The 23,999-nt window shown below is 73.9% G+C and carries 16 protein-coding genes; 5 read left to right on the forward strand and 11 right to left on the reverse strand.

The annotated features are described in order from the left end of the window. Positions 1 to 60 precede the first annotated feature (60 nt). The gene (locus tag WME95_RS01695; RefSeq protein WP_437906708.1) at positions 61 to 771 is read left to right on the forward strand and encodes a hypothetical protein; all 711 of its coding nucleotides are present in this window, start codon (positions 61 to 63) and stop codon (positions 769 to 771) included. 72 nt (positions 772 to 843) lie between these two features. Here WME95_RS01695 and WME95_RS01700 read toward each other — a convergent pair whose 3' ends face one another. Beyond that, the gene (locus WME95_RS01700; protein ID WP_437906710.1) at positions 844 to 1,227 is read right to left on the reverse strand and encodes a hypothetical protein; all 384 of its coding nucleotides are present in this window, start codon (positions 1,225 to 1,227) and stop codon (positions 844 to 846) included. Positions 1,228 to 1,347: 120 nt separating this feature from the next. On the opposite strand from WME95_RS01700, the gene WME95_RS01705 reads away from it, so the two are divergent. Continuing rightward, positions 1,348 to 1,950, forward strand: a complete 603-nt coding sequence (locus WME95_RS01705; protein ID WP_437906712.1) for a Uma2 family endonuclease — start codon at positions 1,348 to 1,350, stop codon at positions 1,948 to 1,950. A 91-nt stretch (positions 1,951 to 2,041) separates the two neighbouring features. On the opposite strand, the gene WME95_RS01710 is transcribed toward WME95_RS01705, so the two are convergent. Continuing rightward, positions 2,042 to 6,772 (reverse strand): sigma 54-interacting transcriptional regulator, encoded by a 4,731-nt coding sequence (locus WME95_RS01710; RefSeq protein WP_437906714.1) that lies wholly within the window; start codon positions 6,770 to 6,772, stop codon positions 2,042 to 2,044. Positions 6,773 to 6,784: 12 nt separating this feature from the next. Next, on the reverse strand, positions 6,785 to 7,714 hold the full coding sequence (locus tag WME95_RS01715; RefSeq protein ID WP_437548939.1) for a hypothetical protein: 930 nt from the start codon (positions 7,712 to 7,714) through the stop codon (positions 6,785 to 6,787). A 322-nt stretch (positions 7,715 to 8,036) separates the two neighbouring features. On the opposite strand from WME95_RS01715, the gene WME95_RS01720 reads away from it, so the two are divergent. The 3 genes from WME95_RS01720 to WME95_RS01730 are packed head-to-tail and all read left to right on the forward strand — an operon-like array spanning position 8,037 to position 10,992. Then, complete coding sequence (locus tag WME95_RS01720) at positions 8,037 to 9,194, forward strand: alpha/beta fold hydrolase (RefSeq protein WP_437906716.1); 1,158 nt, start codon at positions 8,037 to 8,039, stop codon at positions 9,192 to 9,194. A gap of 42 nt (positions 9,195 to 9,236) precedes the next feature. Then, positions 9,237 to 10,457, forward strand: coding sequence for a GNAT family N-acetyltransferase (locus WME95_RS01725; RefSeq protein WP_437906718.1), 1,221 nt, complete (start codon positions 9,237 to 9,239; stop codon positions 10,455 to 10,457). 13 nt (positions 10,458 to 10,470) lie between these two features. Then, entirely contained in the window at positions 10,471 to 10,992 is a 522-nt protein-coding gene (locus WME95_RS01730; protein ID WP_437906720.1) for a J domain-containing protein, read from the forward strand. Positions 10,993 to 11,013: 21 nt separating this feature from the next. Here the strand turns inward: WME95_RS01730 and WME95_RS01735 are convergent, their stop codons facing one another. The 8 genes from WME95_RS01735 to WME95_RS01770 all read right to left on the reverse strand — a co-directional run bounded on the left by WME95_RS01735 (position 11,014) and on the right by WME95_RS01770 (position 23,807). Continuing rightward, on the reverse strand, positions 11,014 to 14,334 hold the full coding sequence (locus tag WME95_RS01735; protein ID WP_437906722.1) for a protein kinase domain-containing protein: 3,321 nt from the start codon (positions 14,332 to 14,334) through the stop codon (positions 11,014 to 11,016). Positions 14,335 to 14,783: 449 nt separating this feature from the next. Further along, the gene (locus tag WME95_RS01740) at positions 14,784 to 15,488 is read right to left on the reverse strand and encodes a thioredoxin family protein (protein ID WP_437906724.1); all 705 of its coding nucleotides are present in this window, start codon (positions 15,486 to 15,488) and stop codon (positions 14,784 to 14,786) included. Between the two features lie 38 nt (positions 15,489 to 15,526). Further along, positions 15,527 to 16,420, reverse strand: coding sequence for a hypothetical protein (locus WME95_RS01745; RefSeq protein WP_437906726.1), 894 nt, complete (start codon positions 16,418 to 16,420; stop codon positions 15,527 to 15,529). A gap of 2 nt (positions 16,421 to 16,422) precedes the next feature. Continuing rightward, positions 16,423 to 17,475 (reverse strand): phosphatase PAP2 family protein, encoded by a 1,053-nt coding sequence (locus WME95_RS01750; protein ID WP_437906728.1) that lies wholly within the window; start codon positions 17,473 to 17,475, stop codon positions 16,423 to 16,425. A gap of 16 nt (positions 17,476 to 17,491) precedes the next feature. Next, positions 17,492 to 17,848: a cupin domain-containing protein gene (locus tag WME95_RS01755; RefSeq protein ID WP_437906730.1), complete on the reverse strand. Its 357-nt coding sequence runs from the start codon at positions 17,846 to 17,848 to the stop codon at positions 17,492 to 17,494. Positions 17,849 to 18,023: 175 nt separating this feature from the next. Continuing rightward, on the reverse strand, positions 18,024 to 19,733 hold the full coding sequence (locus tag WME95_RS01760; RefSeq protein ID WP_437906731.1) for a DUF4139 domain-containing protein: 1,710 nt from the start codon (positions 19,731 to 19,733) through the stop codon (positions 18,024 to 18,026). Positions 19,734 to 19,752: 19 nt separating this feature from the next. Beyond that, a complete protein-coding gene (locus WME95_RS01765; RefSeq protein WP_437906732.1) occupies positions 19,753 to 22,017 on the reverse strand; it encodes a DUF4139 domain-containing protein in 2,265 nt (754 codons plus the stop codon). A gap of 74 nt (positions 22,018 to 22,091) precedes the next feature. Continuing rightward, positions 22,092 to 23,807, reverse strand: coding sequence for an Eco57I restriction-modification methylase domain-containing protein (locus WME95_RS01770; protein WP_437906733.1), 1,716 nt, complete (start codon positions 23,805 to 23,807; stop codon positions 22,092 to 22,094). Positions 23,808 to 23,999 lie beyond the last annotated feature (192 nt).

Below are 23,999 nucleotides of genomic sequence, written 5' to 3' on the forward strand. Positions count from 1 at the left end.
ACATGGGTTCCGCCCGAAGGCTGGTCACGCCTTGTCGCGTGGATCTCGCCGGAGGAGCGGATGGCGCTGAAGCGCGTCGCGCTCGAGGCGAACACCTCTGTCGCGGAGCTGGTGCGTGCGCTGGCGAGCGGGCTCGCTGGGGGCGTCATCACCCCTGACGAGCTGCTCGGCCACGTACGAAAGGGCATTCAGGTCATGGAGAAGATTCCGACGATTTTCGATCGCGGCGACGACTTCAAGGTGCTCCCGAAGCCGCGGGAGGGGTGCGAGTGGGTCTTTGCGGGCGAGGGCCGTCCCACCGAGAAGCTCGACGGCACGAACGTGCGGTTGACCATCCGCTCGGGCCACGTGGTCCGGGTCGAGAAGCGCAGGAACCCGAGCAAGCTCCAGAAGCAGCAGGGAATCATCGACGGCTGGTACGTCGACGCCGACGAGCACGGCCCGGAAGACAGGTGGATCTTCGAGGCGGTTCGCGGGACGGAGTTCCAGGGCTGGCCGGACGGCGAGCACTCGGCGGAGGCGCTCGGACCGAGCATTCAGGGCAACCCGCTCGGGCTCGCCAGGCACATGGTCGTGCCGTTCAACCTCGAGATCCCCGTCTACGATGACGTCCCGAGGACCTATGACGGCCTCCGCGGCCTGTTCCAGCACCTGGAGAGCCGCTTCGCCCCGGGCCACCTCGCCGAGGGGATCGTGTTCCACCACCCCGACGGCCGGCGCGCCAAGATCAAGCGCAAGGACTTCCCCGGAGGGGCCGGCAAGTCGCGGTGAGGCTCCGGCCGAGCGGGGCGCCTTTCCGCCGGGATCGAGGCAGCTCGCGATTCGCGCCCGTACGGTGGGCGCTCAGCGCCGCCGCCTGCCGCGCGCTGGCTTGCTGCCGCCTTTGCGGCGCGGCGCTGGCTTTTCTCCACCGGGGCGCGGGGCCGGCTTCTCTCCGCCGGGGCGCTGTGCCGGCTTCTCTCCACCGGGGCGCTGTGCCGGCTTCGCTCCGCCGGGGCGCTGTGCCGGCTTCTCCGGCGGCGCCTCCGTCGTCCGGACGACGAGCAGCGCCTGCCCGCGCTCGAAGGTCGGCGTCACGCTCACGTAGCCGTTCTCGCGCGCGAAGCCCGCCATGTCGCCGCGGTGCTCATCCATGTACCGGCTGAACCGCGTCCAGAGATCGCGCGCCTCCTCGTCGGCGAGGGGCGCGCCGTCGATGGAGGCGGCGAGGTTCGAACGATCGCTCACGTGGGTCCCGTGGCCGGGATGATGCGCCGTGAAGTGCGGCGCTTCCAGCTGTTATTGGCGGGTCTACCCCGCACGTCTCGCCGCCTTGCCGCGCCATCCGCCCCCGGGCAGGCTTCGCCGATGGGCCAGCCCGCCGAGAAGCAGCGCCGCGCGACGTACGCCGACCTCGAAGCTGTCCCACCGAACAAGGTGGCGGAGCTCATCGGGGGCGTGCTGCACATCACCTCGCGGTCTGCCCCGCGGAATGCTCTGGCAAGATCAGCTCTTCTCGGCGAGCTCCGCCCCGGTGCCAGGGCGCCCCGGGACCATGGCCATGGGCTGCCGGGGGATTGGTGGATTCTGAACGGACCTGAGCTGCACTTCCCCGACCGAGGCTCGCCGGATGACACGGACGTGCTCGTTCCGGACCTCGTGGGGTGGCGCCGTGAGCGCATGCCAGAGCTCCCCGAGACGGCGTACGTTGAGCTGGCGCCGGACTGGATGTGCGATGTCCTGGACCCGCTGACGGAAGAGTACAAGCGGCAGGTGAAGATGCCCATCTACGCGCGCGAGGGGGTGCGGCACGCGTGGCTGGTCGACCCGATCGAGCGGACGCTCGAGGTCTATGTGCTCGGCGAGGATCGTCGCTGGGGGCCCGCCGTCGTCCACCGCGATGCCACACGCGTCCGCGCCGAGCCCTTCGAGGCCATCGAGCTCGATCTCTCGGTCCTCTGGGCGAGCTGACACGCCGCCGCGCGGACACGGGTGCTCCGGCCGCGGCGCCAGTGCTCCGCCCGCTTCGCCGCCGCGCCCTGCCCCGAGCGCGGCCCCCGTGTCACTGGATCCCGTACTCCTTGAGGCGCCGGTAGAACGTCCGGCGCGGCAGGCCCACGACCTGCGCCGCCTTCACCCGGTTCCAGTTACAGCTCGAGAGCGCGACGAGGATCCGCTCCCGCTCGCTCGCCTTGTGCGCGTCCAGCGACGTCTCGACGCGATGCGGGTCGCTCGACGGCGGAGCCCGGCCCGCGCTCGCGGGCGCCCCGCCGCCAGCGGGCGCTCGCGGCGGGGGCGTGGCGCCGCTGTCGAGCGAGCCCCGCAGCGACCGAGGCGCCGCGTCGGGGAGCTCGAAGTCCTCGCTCTCCAGCTCGGGGCGATCCGACAGGACCCACGCGTTGAGCAGCACGTTCTCGAGCTGCCGCACGTTCCCGGGCCAGTTGTACGCCGACAGCCGCTTCAGCGCGGCGCGGGACACGCTGCGGCGATCGCGGCCGTAGCGCGCGGCGAAGATCCCGAGGAAGTAGTCGATGAGCAGCGGGATGTCCTCGATCCGCTGGCGCAGCGACGGCACCCGCACCTCGACGACGTGCAGCCGGTAGTAGAGATCCTCGCGGAACGTGCCCCGCGAGACCATGTCGGCGAGATCCCGGTGCGTCGCCGCGATGACCCGCGCGTCCACCGGCTCCTCACGCGCGCCGCCGACCGGACGGACGACCTTCTCCTGCAGCACGCGCAGCAGCCCCGCCTGCATCTTCTGCGGCATCTCCCCGATCTCGTCGAGCAGGATGGTGCCGCCGGTCACCTCCCGGAAGAGCCCCTTCCGGTCGCGATCGGCGCCCGTGAACGCGCCGCGGACGTGCCCGAAGAGCTCGCTCTCCAGCAGGTGCTCCGGGATCGCGCCGCAGTTGACGCCGACGAACGGCTTCTTCGCCCGCGGGCTCGCGTTGTGGATCGTCCGCGCGACGACCTCCTTGCCCGTCCCGCTCTCGCCCGTGATCAGGATCGGGATGTCCGTGTCCTTCACCCGGTCGATGAGCGCGTAGACGCGGCGCATCGCCTCGCTCGTGCCGACCAGGCCCTCGTAGCCGAAATGGCCGCGGATCACCGCGCGCGCCGAGCGCAGATCCCGCCGCGTCGCGGCCAGCTGCGCGGTGCGGTGGCCGAGGAGCTCCTCCAGCTTGGCGCGCGCCGCGCGCAGCTCCTCGTTCGCGCGCTCGAGCTCGCGGGCGCGGCGCTCGTTCTCGCTCACGAGGCGCGCCGTCTCGATCGCGATGGCGACCTGATCGGCCAGCGCCGTCAGCGTCGGGAGCTCCACCTCGAACTTCGCCGCCGCGCTCAGCCGGGTCTCCAGGTACAGCGCGCCGATCACCTGCCCGCTCCGCTGCCGGATCGGAACGCACGCGACCGACTGCAGCATGAGCTGGTGCACCGAGACGTAATCGCTCATGCGCGCGTCGTCCCGCGCGCTCGCGGTCACGACCGGCTCGCCCGTGGAGATCACCCGCTCGGCGATCGAGCTGGAGAAGCGCGCGTGCGGGTCGTCCCCCGCCTGATCGCGCGAGGCGTGGATCGAGAGATCGACCGCGCCTTCGCCCGCGACCTGCTGCAGCTCGTCGCGCGGCGGGCGCTGCAGGATGATGAACCCGCGCTCCGCCTGGAGGAGCGCGATCGCATGATCGGTCACCTTCGCGAGCAGGCGCGTGAGGTCGTGCTCGCCGGCGATCTCGCGGTTGATCTCGAGGACCCGCGCCAGCCGGTCCTCGCCCTGCGGGGCCGCCGCGCCTGCCTGAGCCGCCGCGCTCTGCTGGGTGAACGGCACCGTGCGGCTGCTCATCAGCTCGAGCATCGCGGCCGCCCGGATCTCCTTGCGCCGCGCGTCGTTCCAGAACACCTCCCGGAGGTCGCGCGGCAGCTTCGAGGCGATCTCCTCCAGCGTGATCAGCGCCTCCTCGCGGTCGTGGCGCGCCCGGATGAGGTGCCCCCGCTCCGTCTCGAGCTGCGCCCGCGCCTCCAGCGCGCGCCAGATCCAGTCGCGCTGGCCCGCGGCGCGCGCCGCGTCGAGCGCCTCGTCGTACGCCGCGCGGGCCCGCCACTCGTCGCGCGCGACCGCCGCGACGCGGCCGCGCGCGAGCGCGAGCAGGGCGCGGTGGGCGCCGGTCGTCCCAAGGCGCTCCGACGCCACGTCGATCTCCTCGCCGAGGGCGCGCGGATCCGCGCCGGCGCGCGCCACCGCGAAGAGCACGCGCTCGAGCCGCGCCTCGACCCCGTCGATGCGCCGGCCCATCGCCTCGTACGCCTCGGCGCACTCGAGGCAGAGCCGCTCGGCCTGCTCGAGATCGCCCGAGCGCGCCGCGTGCTCCGCCTCGAGCGCGAGCAGCTGCGCCTGCTGCTGCGGCGCGAGATCCGCGCGCTGGGCGGCGAGCGCGTCGAGCGACACCCGGGCCCGCGCGAGCCGCCCGAGGTAGAGGTCGAGGTTGGCGAGGTTGAGGAGCGCCTGGCGGATCGTCGCCACGCGGCCGGAGCGCCGGCCCAGATCGACGGCGGCCTCGAGGTGGCGGATGGCCGCGCCGAGGTCGCCCTGGAGCTTCGTGAGCGCGGCGAGGTTCAGGCGGGTCGTCGCGAGCGTGCCCGCGTCGCCGGCCTGCTCCGCGGCCGTGAGCGCCTCCTCGTAGACCGCCTTCGCCTCGCTGAGGCGGTCGTCCCGCTGGAGCGCGAAGGCGAGCGACACGAGCGCGACCGACAGGATCCGCGGCTCTCCGGTGAGCCGCGCGAGCCGGACCGCGTGCTCCAGCGTGCGCTTCGCGTCCTCGTGCCGCGAGGCGAAGCTCTGCGCGAGCCCGCGCGTCGCCACCGCCTCGGCGACGATCGCCTCCGGCGAGGCGCCGAACGCGGCGGCCGTCGTGAGCTCGGGGCGCGACGCGCCGGTCAGCCCCGCCTCGATCTTGAGCGGGCCCACCCGCTCCACGGCCTCGCCCGCGCGGCGCTCCGCCTCGCCGTAGTCGCCGGCGCGCACGAGCGCGCGGGCCATCTGCAGCGACCAGAACGCCGCCAGCGCGTGATCGTCCGAGGCCTCGACCTGGTCCTTCACGCGCCCGAGCTCGGCGAGCGCCCGCGCCGTGTCGCCGCGGTTCATGGCGAGCCGCGCGCGCGCGAGCGTCAAGGTGGGCACCGCGGCGGCCGAGCCGTCGCCCTCGTGCCGCCCGAGCGCCTCCGCGGCCGCGTCGAAGTGGCCGCGGTCGAGCAGCCGGTGGATCTCCGCCGGCGGCAGCGCCGCCCCCTCGGCGCCCGCGCCGCCCGGCCCGGACGCCACCGCGCTCGTCGGGGGCGCGTCGAGCAGCCGATCGACGTCCTCGGTCGACGCGACGGGCGCGCGCGCGATGCACGCGACGATCTCGCGGATGCGCCCGGGCCACCGCCCCGCGCGGGAGACGACGTGCGCCGCCACCGCGTCGCTCAGCGACGGGATGGTGCGCTGCACGAGCTCGCGGGCGATCTGCTCGTCGAGCGGCGCCATCTCGAAGCGCTCGAACCCGCGGCCCAGGCGCGCGGGTGAAGGCGCGCCGCCCGTGGGCGCACCGCGCGCGCCGCGCCGCGCGCCTGGCGCCCGGTTCGCGCCGCTGTCCGATGGATCCCCGAGCACGAGCACGAGCTTGCCGCCGGCCTTCCGCACCTCGTCGAGCCGCTCGATCGCCGCGTCGCCGAGCCGATCGGCGTCGTCGACGAGCGCCGTCACCCGGCCGAGATCGTGCTCCGACAGCTCGATCGAGAGCGCCTCGCGCGGGTCTGCCACGCCGGCCGCCTCGACCCACGCGACGGCGTACCCGCCGACCTCGAGCGACCACGCGATGCGCCGGAGCAGCGCGCTCCGCCCGGAGGCGCGCGGGCCTTCGATCGAGAGCCCGCCGCCCGCGGGCAGCGCCATGATCTGCGCGAGCAGCCGCGTGGAGGGCGCGTCCAGCCCGACGATGGGCCAGACCACGGCGCCCGCGTCCGCGTCGGGCCGCGCGCCCGCCTCGCCCGGCCTCGCGGCCTCCTCTCCGGGCCCGGAGGGGAGCCGCGCCGCGCGCCGGAGCGCGTTCGCGAGCTCGTCCGCGCTCGGGTAGCGCGCGTTCGGGTCCTTGGCGGTCGCCCGGTCGACGACCCCCTGGAGCGCCTCGACGACCTTCGGATCACGCTCGCCCCCGCTGTCGCGGAGGGCCTCGGCGAGCGTCGCGCCGAGCGCGAACACCTCGGCGCGGACGGTGAGCGGGTCGCCCTTGAAGAGCTCCGGCGCGGCGTAGCGGGGCGTGAGGCCCACGGGCCGCGAGCCGTCGTCCCGGAACGGCGCGGCGAGGCCGAGGTCGACGAGCGTGGCGCGGCCGCCCTCGCCGACGATGATGTTCGCGGGCTTCACGTCGCCGTGCAGCAGGAGCGCGCGGTGCAGGCGCGTCAGCTGATCGGCCGCGTCGGCGATGGCCGCGAGGTTCCTGGCCAGGTCGCCCTTGCGCGCGAGCAGATCGGCGAGGCTCGTCCCCTCGACGAGCTCGCGCACCATGAAGGGCCGCCCTGACGCGGGCAGCCGGCCGAAGCGCAGCACGCGCGGCACGCCGAGGCCCTCGACGCCCGACAGCGCCGCCGCCTCGCGGACGAGCGCGAGCACCTCCGGCTCATCCGCCTCCTCGCCGAGCGTCTTCAGCGCGACCGTCTTGCCGGTGAGGCGGTCGCGCACCGCCCACACCTCGCCACCACCGCCCTTTCCGAGGGCCCCGATCGGCTCATAACGCGGCGGAAACAGCGGACGCGACGTCACCTCATCCCTCGATCAGAGGCCATACCCCGCGGACAGCCCGAAGAACAACCCTGTGATGGAGAAGCCGGCGTCGAGCCGCGTCTGAAGCTGCTTGATCGGCTTGTACCGGAAGCTGAGCTGCGGGAACGAGATCCACGGGAACACCGACGGCTTGGAGCCTCCGTTGATCCAGCTCGGCTCGTCGTAGTCGCCGAAATGCTCGTTGGAGCCGTCGCAGAAGCCGCCGGTCGGGCCGGCGCACTTGCTCCACGAGCCCACGTCGTCGGGGTCGAGGCGCGACGGGTTGTTCGGGTACGCCTGCGCGCGGTAGAGGTTGCCGAAGACGACGCCGAGCCCGACGCCGCCGCCGATCAGCAGGGAGAAGCGGCCCTTCTCCTTGTCGAGCGGGATCTCGTAGAGGAGATCGGTCGTGAAGTAGACGAGCTTCATGGTGCTCGACACCATCTCCCAGGCGTCGTTGCCGTCGTTCTTCCCCTTGAAGAGGAAGGGATCCATCGAGTAGTCCGCGTAGGAGATCGCCAGATCGATCTCGAGCCCGTCCCTGCGCGTCGAGAGCTCCGGGCCGAAGGTGAACACGTTCACGCTCGACCCGCCGTCCGCGAAGAGGTTGATCATCGCCTTCGGCACGATGAGGTTCCGGAACCGGAGCCCGGCGAACCGATAGGTCTTGCCCTCGCGCTCGAACGGGGCGTTCTCATCCGCCGCCTCGGGCGGCGCTTCCTGCGGCTTGTCCTTCTCGCCGGGCGCCTTGTCGTCCTGCGCCTTCTCGTCCGCGGCCTGCTTCTCGGCAGCGGCGGAGTCGTCCAGGTTGCCTTCGGCGTCGTCCTTGGGCTGCGCGCCGGCGCTCGATGAGAAGCTCACGGCGCCGAGCAATGCGGCGAGCGCGGCGGCCCTTGCGTGCACCCCGACCGCGAGCTGCCGACCCATCTTCACGTGGTCCATTGTAGGTCACCTAGCGATGCGTAAGTTCAGGGCCGGGCTCCGCGCCCACGGAACGGGCGCGCCGAGGCCAGCATCGGGTTCTCCGCGCGCCCCGGTGGACCGGGCACCAGCGGAGGGGAGGGTACACGAGACGCAGCGCCATGTGACGCCCGCGGACCGCCCACGGCGGAGCTTTTTCCATGACGGCGCGCCAGAGCGCGGCTGCTCGTGATCGCCGTCGGCGGCCGTGCGATATCGGCGCGGCAGGGCCCCACGGCGGTGGCATTGCTGGCGGACCAAACGAGGTTGCACACAGCAAAATAATCCGCAATAGACGGAAAGGATGATCCTGCATCAGGCCCAGGTCGAGCAGACGATCGACCGCGACGAGCGGGACAGGTTCATCAAGGAGCTCGTGGTGGTGCGGGTCCGCAGCACCGCGCACGAGTCGCCGCCGGCGAGCGCGAGCCGTGGCATCGAGGGGGCGCGCGCGCCGGGGGTGGAGGACGCGGAGTCGGTGGAGCGGGACGTGCCGCTGGCGATGATCCGCAAGCGGAGCGCGCGGCTCCGGAGCACGGTGGCGAGCGTGCTGCTGGTCCACGGGTACGGCCAGAACCGGTACATCTGGCACCTGCCGTCGCGGAGCTTCTCGAACTACCTGGCGCGCGCGGGCTTCGACGTCTTCAACCTGGACCTGCGGGGGCACGGTCGGTCGCGGCACCTCGGGGCGCGGCGGCCGGCCCACGTGACCGATTTCGTCCGCGAGGACGTGCCGGCGGCGATCGAGGAGATCCGGCGCATCTCGGGCCCGCGGCCCGTGTACCTGATCGGCCACTCGCTCGGGGGGCTCGTCGGCTACGCGACGGCGCCGACGATGGGGGACGCGGTCGGCGGGATCGTCACGCTCGGGAGCCCGTACCTGTTCACGCACGGGTCGCGGTCGCTCGCGCTGCTCGGCCGGCTGATGCTGACGGTCGACCGGCGCGTCCCGCTCGGGCAGGGGGCGCTCCCGCTGTCGGCCTGGGGCGAGCCGTTCCGGTTCGTGCGGGCGTTCGTCGAGAGCCCGATCTTTCCGCTGCCGATCCGGGGGTTCGTGCCCGGCTCGATGGAGACGCGGGTGCTCACGCAGCACATGTCGCTGGCGATGGACAGCGGCAGCATCACGGTGCTCCGGAACATGTTCCTGGACGCGGCGGCGTCGCGGAAGAGCGGCCACCACATGGGGAGCCTCTTCGGCTACGCCGACCGCTTCGAGCAGCTCGACCTGCCGCTCCTGGTCATCGCGGGCACGCACGACGACCTCGCGCCGCCGGCGTCGGTGAAGCCTGCGTACGATTTCAGCCGCTCCTCGGACAAGACGTACCGCGAGTTCCCGCGCGGCCACCTCGACATCGTCGTCGGCCGGGACGCGCCGCTCACGGTGTGGCCGCTCATCGAGGCCTGGCTGAAGACGCGCATCCGGCGGGCGGCGGCGAGGGAGCGCGAACAGCTGAGCGCGTAGGACGCCGCGCGAGGGCGCCGGCGCGACTGCTATCGTGGGCGGATGACCATCGAGCTGCGGCAGCTGGCCCCCGAGCAGCACGGCGAGTTCGTCCATCCCATCCTCACCGCCTTCGGCGCGCTCGTGAACACCGAGCGCCTGGAGGCGACGAAGCGGCTCCCGGAGCTCACGTATGGCCTCGGCGCGTACGACGGCGGGTCGCTCGTCGGGGCCGCCGGCACGTTCTCGCTCACGCTGACCACGCCGGGCGGCGCCGTCCCGGTCGCCGGACTCACGATGGTCGCGGTCATGCCGACGCACCGCCGCCGCGGCATCCTCACGCGCCTGATCCAGCGGCACCTCGACGAGGCGCGCGCCGCGGGGCAGCCGATCTCCGCTCTCTGGGCCACGGAGGGCTCCATCTACGGCCGCTTCGGCTACGGCCTCGCGTCGCAGGCGTGCTCCATCTCGATCGAGCGCGATCGCAGCGCGTTCCGTGGGGAGGCGAGCGCGGAGGGCCGGGCGCGGCTGCTCGGGGAAGCCGAGGCGCTCGAGGCGTTCGCGCCGGTCTGGGAGCGCGCCCGCCCGCTCGTCCCCGGGATGCTGGCGCGCTCGGAGCCCTGGTGGCAGGGCCGGCGGCTCTCCGACAACGACTTCATCCGCCACGGGGGCGGCCCGCTCCAGCGCGTCGTGATCGAGGTCGACGGGCGCGCCGAGGCCTACGCGCTGTACTGCGTGCACCACCGGTTTGACGCGTCCTCGATCCCGATCGGCTCGGTCCGCGTCATCGAGGCGATCGGCGCCTCGCCGCTCGGGACGAGGCTCGTCTGGCGGTACCTCTTCGACATCGACCTGGCGCAGCGGATCGAGGCGAGCCTGCTGCCGCCCGATCATCCCCTCGGCATGCTCCTCGTCGAGCCGCGGCGGCTGCGCCTCACGGCGAGCGACGGGCTGTGGGTGCGCATCGCGGACGTCGAGGCCGCGCTCGCGGCGCGCGCCTACGGCAGCCGCGAGGCGCTCACGCTCGAGATCACCGACCGCGATTGCCCCTGGAACGCGGGCCGGTTCCAGCTCGACGGGGGCGAGCGGCGCGCGACGCGGATCACGGCGGCGCCGGACCTCCGCCTCGACATCACGGCGCTCGGCTCGGCGTACCTCGGCGGCGTCTCGTTCCGTTGCATGGCCGACGCGGGCCAGGTCGAGGCGCTCTCCGGAGGCGCCATCGAGCGCGCGGACAGCCTGTTCCGCGCCGCGCGCGCCCCGTGGTGCCCCGAGATCTTCTGAAGGCCAGGCCCCGATGACGCTCCCGCTCCGCGGCGTCTACGCGGTGACCCCGACCCGCCGCCGCCGCTTCCTGTGGGCCGCCTGGTGGACGGCCGAGCCCGCGCGCGAGCCGTTCCGCCCTCCGGACGCGAGCCAGGGCGGCGCGCGGACCGTCGAGGAGGCGCGGGCGCAGGCCGAGCGCGCGGCCGGGCGCCCGCTCGTCGAGATCGAGCCGGCGTGGGCGACGGCCTGGACGCGCGTCCTGCGCGGCGAGCCCCCGTGGCCCAAGCCGCGCGCGCGGCGGGAGGCGCCCCCGCCGCCGCCCCCTGGGCCGTCGAGCCGCGCGCCGTCGCGGCCGGCGTCCGCGCGCGGCGCGTCGCCGTTCGCGGTGCTCGGCCTGGCGGAGGCCGCGAGCGCGGACGAGATCCGCCAGGCGTTCCGCCGGCTCGCGCTCCTCACGCACCCCGATCGCGGCGGCGACGCCCGCGAGTTCATGCGCGTCAAGTGGGCCCACGACGAGGCGATGGCCAGGCTGTCTCGGCCCAGACGTCGGTAGCGCCGCCACGAGGATCGAGGGCTAAGGGTGGCTCGCCGCGGCGACCTTCCGCGCCTCGTCGAGGAGCGGCGCGTACTCGCGCGCGAGCAGCGGGTTGCCGCGGAGCGCCTCGTCGAGCAAGGCCGCGGCGCGCTGGGCCAGATCCAGGCGCGCCGCGCGCTCGCGCTCCACCTTCGCCCGGAGGAGGAGGAGCGCGCCCTTCCTGGCGCTCGCCAGCGGGAAGCCCGGGTCGATGGCCAGCGTGCGCTCGATCAGCGCGAGCCCCGCCTCGACCTCCGAGCGCACGTCGAGGAGCCCCGGCCCGGTCAGGGCGGCGCGCTGCCGGTGGACCTCGGCCAGGGCGCCGAAGATCCTCGGATTGCCCCCGTTCGCCTCGAGGGCGCGGAGCAGCGAGCGCTCCGCGGTGTCGAGCGCCGCCGCAGGGCTCCCGCCGCGCGACGCGGCCCACCGCGCCGAGAGCAGCTCGATGTGCCCGAGCGCGAGGAGCGCCCCCGCGTGCTGCGGCCTCGCGGCCACGATGGGCTCGATCGCGCCCCTCGCCGCGCGGAGCGCGGCCGTCGGATCGCCTCCCCGGAGGAGCGCCCCGTGCGCCGCCTCGATGCGCGCGAGGCCCGCCCCCTGCTTCGCCTCGAGATCGTCCGGGTTGAGGTGCGCCGCCGCGCCGTATGCCTCGATCGACCGCGCGAGCGAGACCTCCGGGCTCCCCCCGATGAGCCGCTCGTGCCGGCCCTGGATCAGGTACGTCAGGGCCAGGTTGTTGTAGGCGCGGTAGCTGTCCGGGCGCCGCCGCAGGGCCGCCTCGAGGCTGTCCTTGGCCACGTCGAGCGACTCTTCGGGCGACGCTCCGTGGTCGAGCTCGTACTGCGCGCGCCGCGCGTAGAGCCAGCCCTGGTTGAGGAGCGGCGGCATGTCGTTCGGCGCGATCTCGATCGCCCGCTCGGCGTACGACGCGCCGATCTCGAAGAGGGGGAGGGGATCGGCGCCGCGGGACGCGGCGTACTCGGCCATCATGCCGTAGGCGATGGCGGCGTCGTTCCACGCCCAGAAGGAGTTCGGGTCGAGCGCGAGCGATCGCTGCGCGCTGTCGACGGCGCGGCCGAGCGAGGGCCACGCGTCGAGCCCCACGGCGCTCTCGTGCGACGCGAGGAGGAAGAAGCTCGCCCCCATCGCGCCGTACGCGGTCGCGTCCGACGGGTCGCCCTGGACCGCTTGCTCGCTGGCCGCGACCGCCTCGACGAGGTCCGACCTCGGGTCCGAGCCGCGCGACAGGTCGCGCCTGGCGCGGTGCACGAGCGCCCAGGCCTTCTTGGCGAGCGCGCCGCTCGCCCGCGGGTTGGCCCCGAGCGCCCTGTCGCACCGGGCGATGATCTGCGCGACGACCTCCTCCGCGTCTCCGCCGCGCTGCGCCTCGATCAGCATGATCTCGCTCAGGGCGCGCGCGGCCGCCTCGTGGACGTCGGGATCGCTCTCGGCCATCTCCGCCGCGGCCTCGTACGAGGCGACGGCGCCCCAGAACTCGACGAGCGCCGCCGCGTGCTCCCCGAGATCGCGCGCCGCCGTGCCCTTCGCGAGCAGGACGTCGCCCTCGAGCTTCTTCGCCTCGTATTCCCAGGGCGACCGCGCGAACGCCAGCCGCGCGTCGGCGAGCGCCTCGTCGAACCGCCCCTCGTAGAGCGCGATGAGCGCCACGGCGTACGATGGCGGCTCCGCGGCCGATCTCACGCTGTCCCTCAGGTACCTGAGCGCCGGCTGCTTGTGCCGCTCCTCGAGCTCGAGCTGATGCGCGGACCGCTCCCCCTTGTCGGCGAGGCGCCGCGCCCGATCGAGCCCCTTCAGGTAGAGCACGCCGTGCACGAGGCCCGCCGCGAACTTCGCCTCGCGCGTGGCATACCCGCTCGCGAGCGCCGCCTCGAGGTGCGCGAGCGCCTCCTCGGGCTCGTGCAGCGCGAGGTGCCCGCGCCCGAGCGCGTAGCGGCCAGGGCCCTCGACGAGATCGCCCGTCGTCTCGCGCATGCCCTGCATCTTCCGGTCGATCTCGCCCAGGCGCGCCCGGATGACCTCCTTCTCCCGCGACACCTCGTGGAGGGGGAGCGCGTAGGCGTAGCGCATGAACAGCTCCATCTCCTTGACGTCCTGACCGAAGCCCTCGGCCAGGGACGCCACGCGCGCGGCGAGCTCGGCCTGCCGCGCGGCGGCGAGCTTCGCGCGGAGGGCGACGGCGCCCGAGAGCGCGAGCACGACGAGCGCCACGGCGGCCGCCGCGACCGCGAGCCTGTGCTTCCTGGCGCGCTTCAGGGCGCGGTAGCCGATGCCCATCGGCCGCGCGTCGATCGGCTCCCCCTCGAGGTAGCGCTCGAGATCGAGCGCGAGCATCTTCGCGGAGTCGTACCGCCGCTGGGGCTCCTTCTCGAGGCACTTCATCACGATGGTCTCGAGATCGACCGGGATCCGCTTGTCGATCTTTCGCACCGGCGCCGGCAGCTCGCGCGCCACGCGGGCGATGAGGCTCGTCACCGAGGGGTCGACGAACGGCGGGCGTCCGGCGAGGACCTCGTAGAGCGTGGAGCCGAGGCAGTAGACGTCCGTGCGGCGGTCGAGCTGGCGCTGGCCCCCGGACACCTGCTCGGGCGCCATGTACGCCGGCGTGCCCTCGCCGCTCGCCGTCGCTCGGGCGTCCGCCGCGGTGTCCCTCGCGAGCCCGAAATCGAGGAGGTAGGGGCGGAAGGCGCCCTCGGCGGTCCGCTCCACCAGGATGTTCGCCGGCTTGATGTCGCGGTGGATCAACCCGAGCCGGTGGGCGGCGTGCAGGCCGTCCGCGACGTCGGCCACGATCTTCACCCGCTGCTCGAGGGACAGCTGCTGCGCCACCCGGTGGAGCGGCTGGCCGTCGATGTACTGCATGGCGATGAACGGCTGGCCCTGCGCCTCGCCCACCTCGTACACCTTGCAGATGTTCGGGTGCTCGACCCGGGCCTGGGCCCGCGCTTCCCAGATGAAGCGCTGGGCGAGCTCGGGATCGTTGCCCCGTATCAGCTTGAGCGCCACGTACCTGTGGAGTCGCGGGTCTCTGGCCTTGTAGACCGTGCCCATTCCCCCTTTCCCGATGAGCGACTCGCACTCATACCGATCCCAGTTGCGGATGGGAAACCTGCTCGGCACGCGCGACGAGGGCGGCTCGACGCACTGGAACACCGTCTCCTGCCCGGCGCCCGAGCTCCCCGGCGGGGCGGAGCGGGGCGGCCTGCTCTGGGGCGCGATCGAGACGGGGCGGGACGTGGGCTCCTCGCTCGCCGGCCACGCGGCGTTCGCACTCTCCGGGCCCGCTCCTCCCATTCGGCTCATGACTCGGACCCTTTTCAACAGCGAAGGTGGAGCCCCCCAGCGCATGGCCTCGAATCGCCATCATCCCGGACCGCCCGGCCGCGTGCCAGTGAGCGCCTCGCTTCAGGCGTGAGCTACGAGCGATATGACAAAACTGTCGCCCAACGGTAAACCTGAGTTTACGTCCATGTCAACACCCCGGACTGGGCCTGTCGCCGCGAGGGGGCCAGGGTGCGATGCGCTCGACGCGGCGATGGGCGTGGGGCGGGAACAGGCGGCGGGCGCGGCGTTCAGCGGCGTTTTGCGACGTTTTGCGACGTTCAGCGCCGCGCCGACGACAGCGCCAATGACGATCCAACGAGAGAGCAGCGAGGAGCGGACGCCGTCCGCGACGCTATTTGTGGGGCGCGCGACATGATGCCGAGGTGGGTTCAGCTGCTCCGCTGCTCATGGGCCCGCCGGCGGGCTGGTCAGTACTTGACGGTGCAGCCGAACGCCTCGGTCTCTTTCGTGGAGATCGCCTTGCCGGCGGCGAGCTCGGTCAGCGCGGCATCGACGTAGTTGGTGACCTGCTCGCCCGGCTCGGGCTCACCGCCCTTCGTGCTGTCGATGGCGCCGGCGTAGACGACCGTACCCTGCGGATCGATGACGACCATGTGCGGTGTACGCTGGGCGCCGTACGCGCGCCCCACATCGCCCTTCTCGTCGATGAGGACCGGGTAGCTCATCCCGAACTCGCCCTTTGCCTTCACGTTCTCTTCCTTGGCGGTGCCCTGCTTGCCTGGAGCGCCCGAGTTGATGGCGAGCCACACGACCCCCTTCTGGGTCTGCTGCGCCGGCACGTCCTTCAGGCCGCCCTGGCGGTGCGCGAGCTGCACGAACGGGCAACCGGGGTTGAACCACTCGAGGACGACCGTCTTGCCCTTGTGATCGGCCAGCTTGACGGGCTTGCCGTCGAGGTCCGGCAGCGTGAAATCGGGCGCGGGCTGGCCGATCTTGGCCTGGGCCGCCTTCGCCTGAGCCGCCGGCGCGTCCGCGGCCTTCGCCTTCGGGGCGTCGGCCTTTTCGGGCTGCGGCGCGGCGGCGCCGGTGGCCGCGGGCGCGCTCGCCTCGCCGGGCTGCGTGCACGCCGCGAGGGCCGCGGCGAGGAACGTCAGGGAAATGAGCTTGTTCATACGGGGACGCTTACCACGCGTCGCGGCAGGCGCATGCGTCACGGGAACTCCGGCCAGTGATCGCCGGTCGCCCACCGGTACCGAAGGCCGAGCTGGCCGAGATCCGCGCCCAGCAGGCCGAGCTGATCGGGCGTCGCGGCCACCACCATCACCGTCCCCACCGCGTCCAGGTGGTGCGTCAACGATACGGCCAGCACGGGGCCAATGCGCACGACGAGGCTGTCGCGGCCAGGGTTGCCGAGCACCTCGGCGGCGGCGCCCAGGCGGAGCTCGCCGAACCGGTCCATCTCCGCCATGTAGCCGAGCCGGGCCCGGTAGAGGTACGGCGGCTTCATCACCGCGTGGAGCGCCTCCTCGTAAAGGTAGAACCCCTCCGGCGTCCCCAGCACCGCATAGCCGGTCGCGACGCCGAACAGGCTGCCTCCGAGCAAGGGTATCGAGCCCGACACCTCGATCTCCGCCGCGACGTACCGCGACGGGGGGCCCTGCATGAGCTCGGTGTCCCTGCGCGTGTACGACGCCCGAGGCTCGAGGAAGTACTGGGTCGTCGAGAAGGCGTACCGCGCGCCTCCGCGGATCTCCACGCCGGGCAGCGCGGCGCGGAGGCCCAGGTACTCGGCGCCGCCGTTCGGAGATACGCTCGTGTAGGCCTCGATCCCGAGCCAGGACCAGTGCGGCTTGCCCACGCCGAGCGCCAGGCTCGGCCTGAAATAGATCACGCCGAGATCCATCAGCGCGGAGACGAACGGGCGCGCGGCGGCGCTCCGCGCCCAGTAAGAGCGCTTCTGCAGGAGGTCGATGCCCGAGGGCACCGGCGGCGGCTCGCCGGCGGTCGACGGCAGGTCGGCCGGATCCTGGGCGCCGGCCCCGGCGGGCAGCAGGGTGAGCGCGGCGAGCGCCGCGGCGGCGGCCAGCGCGTGGCGGAGCGCCATCGCTAGAACCTGCCCACCAAATACCCGCCGAGCGGCGCGGGCGCGAAGCTGAGCGTGATGCCGTCCCCGCGCGGCGCGTCCGAGGCGGGGGCGCCGCCGCGGTAATGCAGGAGCCACGGGAGCCCGAGGCCGGTCAGGGCGCCGACCGCCGCGCCCGTGAGCGCGTCGGTCGCGAAGTGCTGGTCGGAGACGACCCGGAGCGTCGCCACGGCCGCCGCCGTCCCGAGCGACGCGGCGCACGCGAGCGCGTCGGGGGCGCCGCCGCCGTACAGGGGCAGGCGCGCGTGGTGCGAGCACACGAGCCCCGCCGCCGTGAAGGCGGTCGAGCTGTGGCCGCTGAAGAAGCTCCTGTACCGCTTGCTCCCCCGGCAGTCGCGGTCCTGCTGCTCCTCCGGCCCGGCGCACCCGGCGCGGTAGGGGCGCTCGCGGCTCGTGAGCCCCGCGACGACGCCGTTCAGGGCCGCGTTCAGCGCGAGCGCCTCGACGTCGATCATCGCGATCTCCCAGGCGACGCTGCCGCGGCCGTGCCCCCACCAGGTCACGAGCAGGGCGTCCACCGCGAGGTGGTTGGTCATCAGCGTGAGCAGGAGATCGCTCGCGTCCCGCGCCATCTCGCGCTGGCGATCGCTGCGGATGCGCAGGGCGCCGCGCGCCGAGCCGTCGAAGCCGTTCACCGTCGTCCACCGGCCCTCCGACGGCGGGATGGCGAGCGTGCCGAACGCGGTCGCGGCCAGGAGCCCCGTGGCCACATACTCGCTCACGCGGAAGCGCGGCCAGGCCGGATCCCACGCGACCTCGGGCCGCGCGCGAGAGCGAGCCTCCGGCGCGGCACGGCGCGGCGCGCTCGGCAGCGCCGCCCCGGAGCGGAGGGCGGTGGTGTCGCCGGCTCCCCGTGTCGCCGCGCCGGACGGCGCCGCGAGCGGCTCGGCTCGCGCCGCAGCAGGCGGCTCGGCTCGCGCCGCAGCAGGCGGCTCGGCTCGCGCCGCTGCAGCGCCGAGCAGCGCCGTCACGGCGAGCGCGCTGGAGGCGAACCAGAGGGGCGCGGCGCACCTCAAGGAGCGGACCGCGCGATCAGAAATCGGGGTGGCCGATGACGAGGAACTCGAGCGGCCCAGTGCCCGCGTTGCGCAGCCCGTGGTGTACGTTCGTCTCGACGTGCATCATCTGGCCGGGGCCGAGGGGCACCTCGCGATCGCCGACGATGCCGAGCGCCTGCCCGGCCAGGATGTAGATGGTCTCGGTGGTCTCCGTGTGGAGCTCGCGCGAGATCTCACAGCCGGGGCCCATCGTGCCCCTGTAGAAGCCGAAGGCGTTCCCGCGGCCTCTTCCCAGCAGCTGCGCCATGAAGACGCCTCGGTTGGGCAAATACTCCATCACGTCTTCGTCGGCTGCGGTCAGCACCACGGCCCCGTCGATCTGCTGCCTCATGGCGATCCTCCTCCTTCACGAGTGAAGCCGCTGGGAGATCGATCCGTTACCGAAGCGCACTGCGTCCTGTCAACGGCGCTCCGCGCGAACCGTGCGACGGCGGCCGTCGGCGTCTCGGCTTCCGTGCTTCTCTCCCTCTCTCCTTCCACGTTCCCGCTCTCTGCGTTTCCTGGCTTCAAAAAGGCAACACCACGCTCGCTGCGGCGCGGAGCTCGTAGCTGAACGACAGCGTCTTCAACCCCTTCGGAGGGAGCTCGACGTGGCCACGGAGAAATCCATCCTTTTCGTCAAGCGTCCAGCCGGGGGCCTCGCCGAGCGCGACCTCGACCTCGGCCACCTCGCTGACAGGGATCCGCTCGGTGACCAGCACCCGCTTCACGTTGCTGGAGAGGTTGGACACGGAGAGCTTCACACGCCGGCGGATCTTGCGGCTCCCCGTGATCGCGGCGGTGTCCTGCTCCTCGTCGACGGTGCGCCGCACGCGCACGGCGTCGTCCACGCCGAAGCCGAGCTCGAACGGCTCGCCGGCGCCCACGAAATCGAGCCGGGCGCGGCCGATGAGGCTGCCGCCCCGCGCGACGCGCACCGGGCCCGCCAGCAGCGGGCGCGGCCGTCCGCCGGCGCCGCCGCCGTCCAGCGTCACCGTGGCGCGCAGGTGGGCCGCAGGGTGGACCTCGGGGTACAGCACAAGCGCGAGCTCGGTGGGGAGCGAGCGCCGCGCGATCTCGATGCGCGTCGGGCGGCCGTCGGAGGGGAGGGTCACCGGCTCCGCCGCCTCGAAGATCAGCGGCTCGCCGCCGTCGTCCACCCCGGGCATCTCGTCGACGGCCCGCGCCCCGCGGTCGAGCCCGGCCGCCGCGATCGCCTGATCGCGCGCCTCGACGATCACGCGGCGGCGCTCGATCTCCGTCTTGCGCCGCGCCCGGAGCACGTCGTCCTCGAGCAGCGGCGCCTCGGCGTTCCTCGACGGCCGCGCTGTCGAGAAGCGCGCGGTGACGTTCTCCCAGACCTCGCCCGTCGCCTGCCACGCGGCCGCCCAGGTGGTGAGCTCGATCGAGCCGCCTGGCCCCTGCGCTGCCGCGCCGCCCGCGCTCGCGCCCGCGGCGCCGGCGGCGAGCCGCGCCAGGTGCTCGGGGCGCCAGATCGCGCACGCGACGCGGTACGTCAGCTCGATGTCGACGGGCTGCGGCGCGGGGGCGTGCACCTCGACCTCGATCACCGCTTCATAGCGCGGCTGCTCGACCGACCCCTCGCGCAGCCGCGCCGCGGCGCGCCGGGCGTCCTCCTCGGCGCGCGTCCGCGCCGCGCGCGCGTCCGCCGACGCGCCGAGCGCCTCGGCGAGCGCGGCGTGCAGCGCCTCGGCGCCGCCGCGCCACGAGGCGAGGCGCGCGGGCTCGCCGGCGTCCTTCGGGACCTCGCTCATCGCCCGCGCCCACTTCGCGAGGAGCTGGTCGAGGTGGGCCTCGCGGCGCGACGCCCGGTCCCGCGCGCGCTCCGCGGCGCCGGCCCGCAGCGACGCCTCGCGCTCCTCGCGCTCCAGCGCGTCGATCGCCTCGCGGCCGAGCGCCGCCTCCCTGTGCGCCCTCCAGCGTACGCGCGCCGCCGTCACGCGCACCTCGTCCGCGCCAGCGCCCGCGATGCGCGCCTGCACGGTGCGCTCGTCGACGAACACCGAGACGCCGCCGATCGCGATCCACTGCGCCCCGGCCTGGACCTCGACGCGCGCCGCGCGCACGACCTCGGCGCGATCCTCGAACAGCGTCACCGCGCGCGCCACGCTCGGGTGCGGCGCGCGGGCGCCTTCGTGGCCGCCGCTCCCGTCGCTCCCTCCGCCTCCGCTGGCGCTCCGCCCAGCCCGGTCCGAACCGCTCGCATCCGTTGCCATGGTGCGCTCGTTTCCTTTGCTATTCCCGACGGTTACCGCCGACGATCTCGTTCTTGGACGAGAGCACCACGCGGTAGGTGAAGGCGACGGAGGCCTTGCCGCCCGGCGCGATCGGGACGCGCCAGCGCAGCCCGCCGCGCACCGGCTCGCCGAGCTCTTCCTGCGTGTACGGCTCGGCCTTCGGCTGCGACGAGAGGAGCTTGATCTCGACGTCCTTGTCGTCCGTCACCGGGATGCGGTCGAGGACCTCGACCTCGACGCCCATCCCGAGCGACGAGGAGAGGTCGATGACGACCGCGTGCTCGACGGCGAGCGAGCCGCCGAGCAGGCCGGCGCTCGACTCGTCCACGCGCGCGTTCCTGGCGACCCGGATCCGCTCCTCGACGCCGAGGCCGGCGCGGAGGAGGCCGCCCCGGTCCACGCGGCCGAGCGCGGACTGCGCCGCGAGGGCGCCGTCGACGAAGATGTCGACAGGCCCCGCGAGCAGCGGGGCGTCGAACGGGTTCTCGACGCGCGCCTCGCGGTAGACCTCGGCGGCCTCGCGGGGCGCGGTCACGAACCGGGGCGCGGCGGGGGCGCGCGCGGCGCCCAGCGCGACGCGGTGGAGCCTGCCGTTCGACGGCACGTCGGCGGCGCTCTCGCCGACGTAGAGGTGGTCGAACTGCCCGCGCGAGTCGCGCGGATCCACGGCCCGGGGCGGGGCGTCGAGGTCCGCGATGTCCTGCTCCGCCCGACGCGCGTCGCGCCGCGAGGGCCCGGGCTCGTCGCGCGCGAGCCGGCCGCGCTGTTTGCCCGCGCCAGGGAGGTGCAGCGCGTCGAAGTCGAGCCACTCCTCGACCTGCGCGGGCTCGAGCGGCGCCGGGGCGGCCCCGGCGCCCTCCTGCGCCTGCTCGGGCGCGAGCCATTCCTCCTCGAGGCTGGCCGCCGCCTCGACGCTCGCCACGGAGCCCAGGGCGCTCCGGGGGGCCGCGGGCGCGCTCGCCTGGGGGGCCGGCGGGGGCGGCGCCCCGGAGCCGCCGAACGACGGGAGCGACAGCCCGCGCGACTTGCGCGCCGGCGCGGCGAGCGGCATCGACGCGGCCGCCGGCATCGGGGGCGGCGGGGCGAACGCCATCGGCGCGGCGGCCTGCACCGGGGGCGGCAGCGCGCCCGCGACGGACGGCGCAGGCGGCGCTAGCCTCTTCATCGCCGCGAGGGGCTCCGGGCTGGCCCGGTTCCGCGCGGCCTCGTCGCCCCCACGCGTGCGCGGGAGCTTTCCAGGCGCGGCGGTGGTCCGCGCGGCCGGCTCGGGGAGGGCGGCGACGAAGCTGTCGAACCCCTCGAACATGGCGTCGAGCCCCTCCGGCGCGGGGCGGTAGCCGCGGCGCGGTGGGCGCTGCGCGCGGCTGAGCCGCAGCGAGGCGAGCTCCGGCAGCCGCGTGTCCTGCACGAGATCGGCGGTGGCGAGCGCGAGGCGCACGTCCTTCCAGTCCTCGCCGGAGGCCTGCGCGACGAGGGCGTCGAGCTGCAAGGCGACCTCGGTCGCGCCGCGCGAGAACCGCGCCGCGTAGGCGGGCCACCAGCGCGCGGCGGACACGGCGTACTCGAGCCGGAGCGCGGGCTCCCCGGCCGCGCCGCCGCGCTCCGGCGCGAGCCGCACGACGACGTCGAGGCGCGTCGGATCGCGCTCCTCGACCTCGCCGCTCGTGGCCTGGGCGGCGTCGATCTGGGCGGCCAGGAGCTCCTTCCGAGCGCGCTCGAGCTCCGCGTCGAGCGCGGCGGCGCGGGCGTCGAGCGCGGCGAGCTCGTCCGAGAGCAGGCGGCTCACCGCGAGCGCGTCGCGGATGCGGGCCGCCGGGTCGCCCGGCCGGAAGCGCCGCGCGAGCTCCGGATCGAGCGCGACGGCGCCGAGCTGGTCGCGCCAGATGCGGAGGTGGTCGCGCTCCGCCGACAGGCGCGCGATCGCGAGCTCGAGCTCGCGGAGCTCGGCGGAGAGCGCCGTCCTCGAGACGGGCGCCGGGGGCACGACGAGCCGCGCGCGCACGCCGATCACGTCGCGCACGTCGCGCACGTCGCGCGCGGGCCCGGAGGCCGCCGCCGCGCCCGCCGAGGCGCCTGCGGCGGCGTCGATGAGCGCGCGGAAGCTCCCCGGCTCGGCGAGCGGCGTGATCCCCGGCACCGAGATCTCGACCGCCTCCCGGGGGAGCGGCGCCGCGAGCTCGACGCGGCGGGTGACGATCGCCCCGCGCGCGTACACGACGACCCCCTCGATACGGCTAGCGCACTCGATCTTCTCGGCCGTCATCGCTCGTCCCCTCGCCCGCGAACGCCCCGTGAGAGCGCGACGGTACCACGCCGCGCGTGGGCCCGGATAGCGGGCTATCTCCTCGTGTCGAGGAAGCCGAACCCGGGCAGCGCGTCGATGCCGTAGGCGCGCAGCGCGAGCTCGTCGAGCCTGCCGAAGTCGCGCTGCCGGAAGGAGCTGCGGAGATCGCTCATCAGCTCTTCCGCGACGCTCTCCGGCGGGGGCAGGCGGATCCGCCGCAGGTACTGGGCCTGGAAGCGCAGGTAGCCTCCGCGCATCTTGACCGCATAGGACCACACGAAGAAGAGGGCGACCCTGGAGCCGAGCAGCCCGCCGAGTGCCTCCATGTCCCAGCCCTCCGAGGTGATGAAATAGAGATTGTGGTGCGGATAGAACCTGCCCTCGTCATAGACCACCTCGTTGGAGCCCGCGATGTCGGGGACGAGCAGCTTCGGGGCGCTGGTCAGCCCCGGAACCACGCGATCGATGGTGCGGAACCAGCCGGCGCCGCCCCGCCGGGCGATGTAGCGCCTCCTGATCTCGGCCTCGTGCGCGTGCAGGTACCCGGAGAGCCTGGGGTACTCCTCGAGATTGACCACCTTGCCGTCGGATCCGAAGGGATTGATGACGAACCGCCTGGCGTCGCGGATGCGGCCGTCCTCGATATCGCCTCGCATGACGAGCGGCACGAGGCGATCGCGCTCGATATCCACCTCTTCACCGACGATGTAGATCCTGTCGTTCCCGGTGGCGACGCCGATGCCGACGCGCGTCCCGCCGACCTCCTCGATCGGCGCGAACCGCGCCTCGAGCGCGCGCAGGGCCTCGAGGTGCTCCGGCGAGCCGAGCACCCACGGGTCGTCGCCCTCGAACCAGGAAGCATACTCCGACACGGCGACGCCGGAGCCGCGCTCCGCCGCGCCCGCCTCCGCGCGTTCCTCCGCGCGTTGAAGAGCGGCGGAGGCGGCCTCGCACTCCTCCGGCGAGGCGGTGCGCAGCGTCGCGACAGGGACGCTCCCCGTCTTGCCGGGCGACACGGCGAATATCGACGGGTAGGCGACGACCTCGGACTCGAAGGGAGACGCGCCGCGCAGATCGACGTAGCACCGCACCCGGAACCACCTCGACAGCATCCGGCGGAGCGGCGCGCCGTACCGGTTGAGGGTCCACCGGTCGGCGCAGATGAAGGAGAGGACCCCGCCGGGCGCGAGGAGCTCGAGGCCGCGCTCGATGAACGCGACGTAGAGATCCGCGCGGTCGTAGAGCGACCTGTACCGGTGTCGATACTCCTCCTGGAGCTCGGGCGAGAGCTGTTCGATCCTGACATAGGGCGGGTTGCCGACCACCGCGTCGAACAGACGTCCCTGGCTGGTGAGCAGGAAGTCGCCGTGGGCGATCCAGGCTTCGGAGAGGCGCGTCGCGTCGCCCTGCGGCAGCCCGAGCCGCGCGAGGGCGCCGGCGACCGCGAGGCGCGCGCGGTCGACGTGAGCTCGCTCGACGTCGTACGAGCGGATCGCCGGCTCGATCTCGAGGAGGTCGCGATCGTGGCGGCGCGCCGACTGGATCAGCCGCTCGGCGGCGGGGACCAGGAACGCGCCATGGCCGCAGGCGGGCTCGAGCAGCGACAGCGACGCGAGATCCCGGTCCGCGGTGTAGCCCGCGAGATCGAGGATGAGATTCACGACGTGGGGTTTGGTCAGCACCACGCCGTGGGCCTCGCCCGACGAGCGCTCGCCGTAATCGTAGGCGCTCTGCGGGAGCATGACCGTCAGATCGAGGGCTGTCTGCATTGGCGCCGCGAGCATGGTAGCCGCGATCGGCGCGCGCGGGCGACGCTCCACGGCCGCGCTCGCCGCGCGCTCGCGGCGCCCGAGGCCGCGGCCGGCCGCCTCGCGCCGCGCCTCTTCCCCGCTCGCGTGCCGCCGTCGAGGCGCGCTTCTGCGTCTGCGTCTGCGTCTGCGTCTGCTTCCGCGCTCGGGGCG

Source organism: Sorangium sp. So ce327 (assembly GCF_051530205.1).
Classification (GTDB): domain Bacteria; phylum Myxococcota_A; class Polyangia; order Polyangiales; family Polyangiaceae; genus Sorangium; species Sorangium cellulosum_B.

What these genes read in the sequence shown, in the direction of transcription:
- WME95_RS01760 (WP_437906731.1), bottom strand. Translation starts at nt 19,733, where the DNA reads ATGGCAACGGATGCGAGCGGTTCGGACCGGGCTGGGCGGAGCGCCAGC.
- WME95_RS01765 (WP_437906732.1), bottom strand. Translation starts at nt 22,017, where the DNA reads ATGACGGCCGAGAAGATCGAGTGCGCTAGCCGTATCGAGGGGGTCGTC.
- WME95_RS01730 (WP_437906720.1), top strand. Translation starts at nt 10,471, where the DNA reads ATGACGCTCCCGCTCCGCGGCGTCTACGCGGTGACCCCGACCCGCCGC.
- WME95_RS01720 (WP_437906716.1), top strand. Translation starts at nt 8,037, where the DNA reads ATGATCCTGCATCAGGCCCAGGTCGAGCAGACGATCGACCGCGACGAG.
- WME95_RS01735 (WP_437906722.1), bottom strand. Translation starts at nt 14,334, where the DNA reads ATGAGCCGAATGGGAGGAGCGGGCCCGGAGAGTGCGAACGCCGCGTGG.
- WME95_RS01705 (WP_437906712.1), top strand. Translation starts at nt 1,348, where the DNA reads ATGGGCCAGCCCGCCGAGAAGCAGCGCCGCGCGACGTACGCCGACCTC.
- WME95_RS01745 (WP_437906726.1), bottom strand. Translation starts at nt 16,420, where the DNA reads ATGGCGCTCCGCCACGCGCTGGCCGCCGCCGCGGCGCTCGCCGCGCTC.
- WME95_RS01740 (WP_437906724.1), bottom strand. Translation starts at nt 15,488, where the DNA reads ATGAACAAGCTCATTTCCCTGACGTTCCTCGCCGCGGCCCTCGCGGCG.
- WME95_RS01715 (WP_437548939.1), bottom strand. Translation starts at nt 7,714, where the DNA reads ATGGACCACGTGAAGATGGGTCGGCAGCTCGCGGTCGGGGTGCACGCA.
- WME95_RS01695 (WP_437906708.1), top strand. Translation starts at nt 61, where the DNA reads ATGGCGCTGAAGCGCGTCGCGCTCGAGGCGAACACCTCTGTCGCGGAG.
- WME95_RS01725 (WP_437906718.1), top strand. Translation starts at nt 9,237, where the DNA reads ATGACCATCGAGCTGCGGCAGCTGGCCCCCGAGCAGCACGGCGAGTTC.
- WME95_RS01770 (WP_437906733.1), bottom strand. Translation starts at nt 23,807, where the DNA reads ATGCAGACAGCCCTCGATCTGACGGTCATGCTCCCGCAGAGCGCCTAC.
- WME95_RS01755 (WP_437906730.1), bottom strand. Translation starts at nt 17,848, where the DNA reads ATGAGGCAGCAGATCGACGGGGCCGTGGTGCTGACCGCAGCCGACGAA.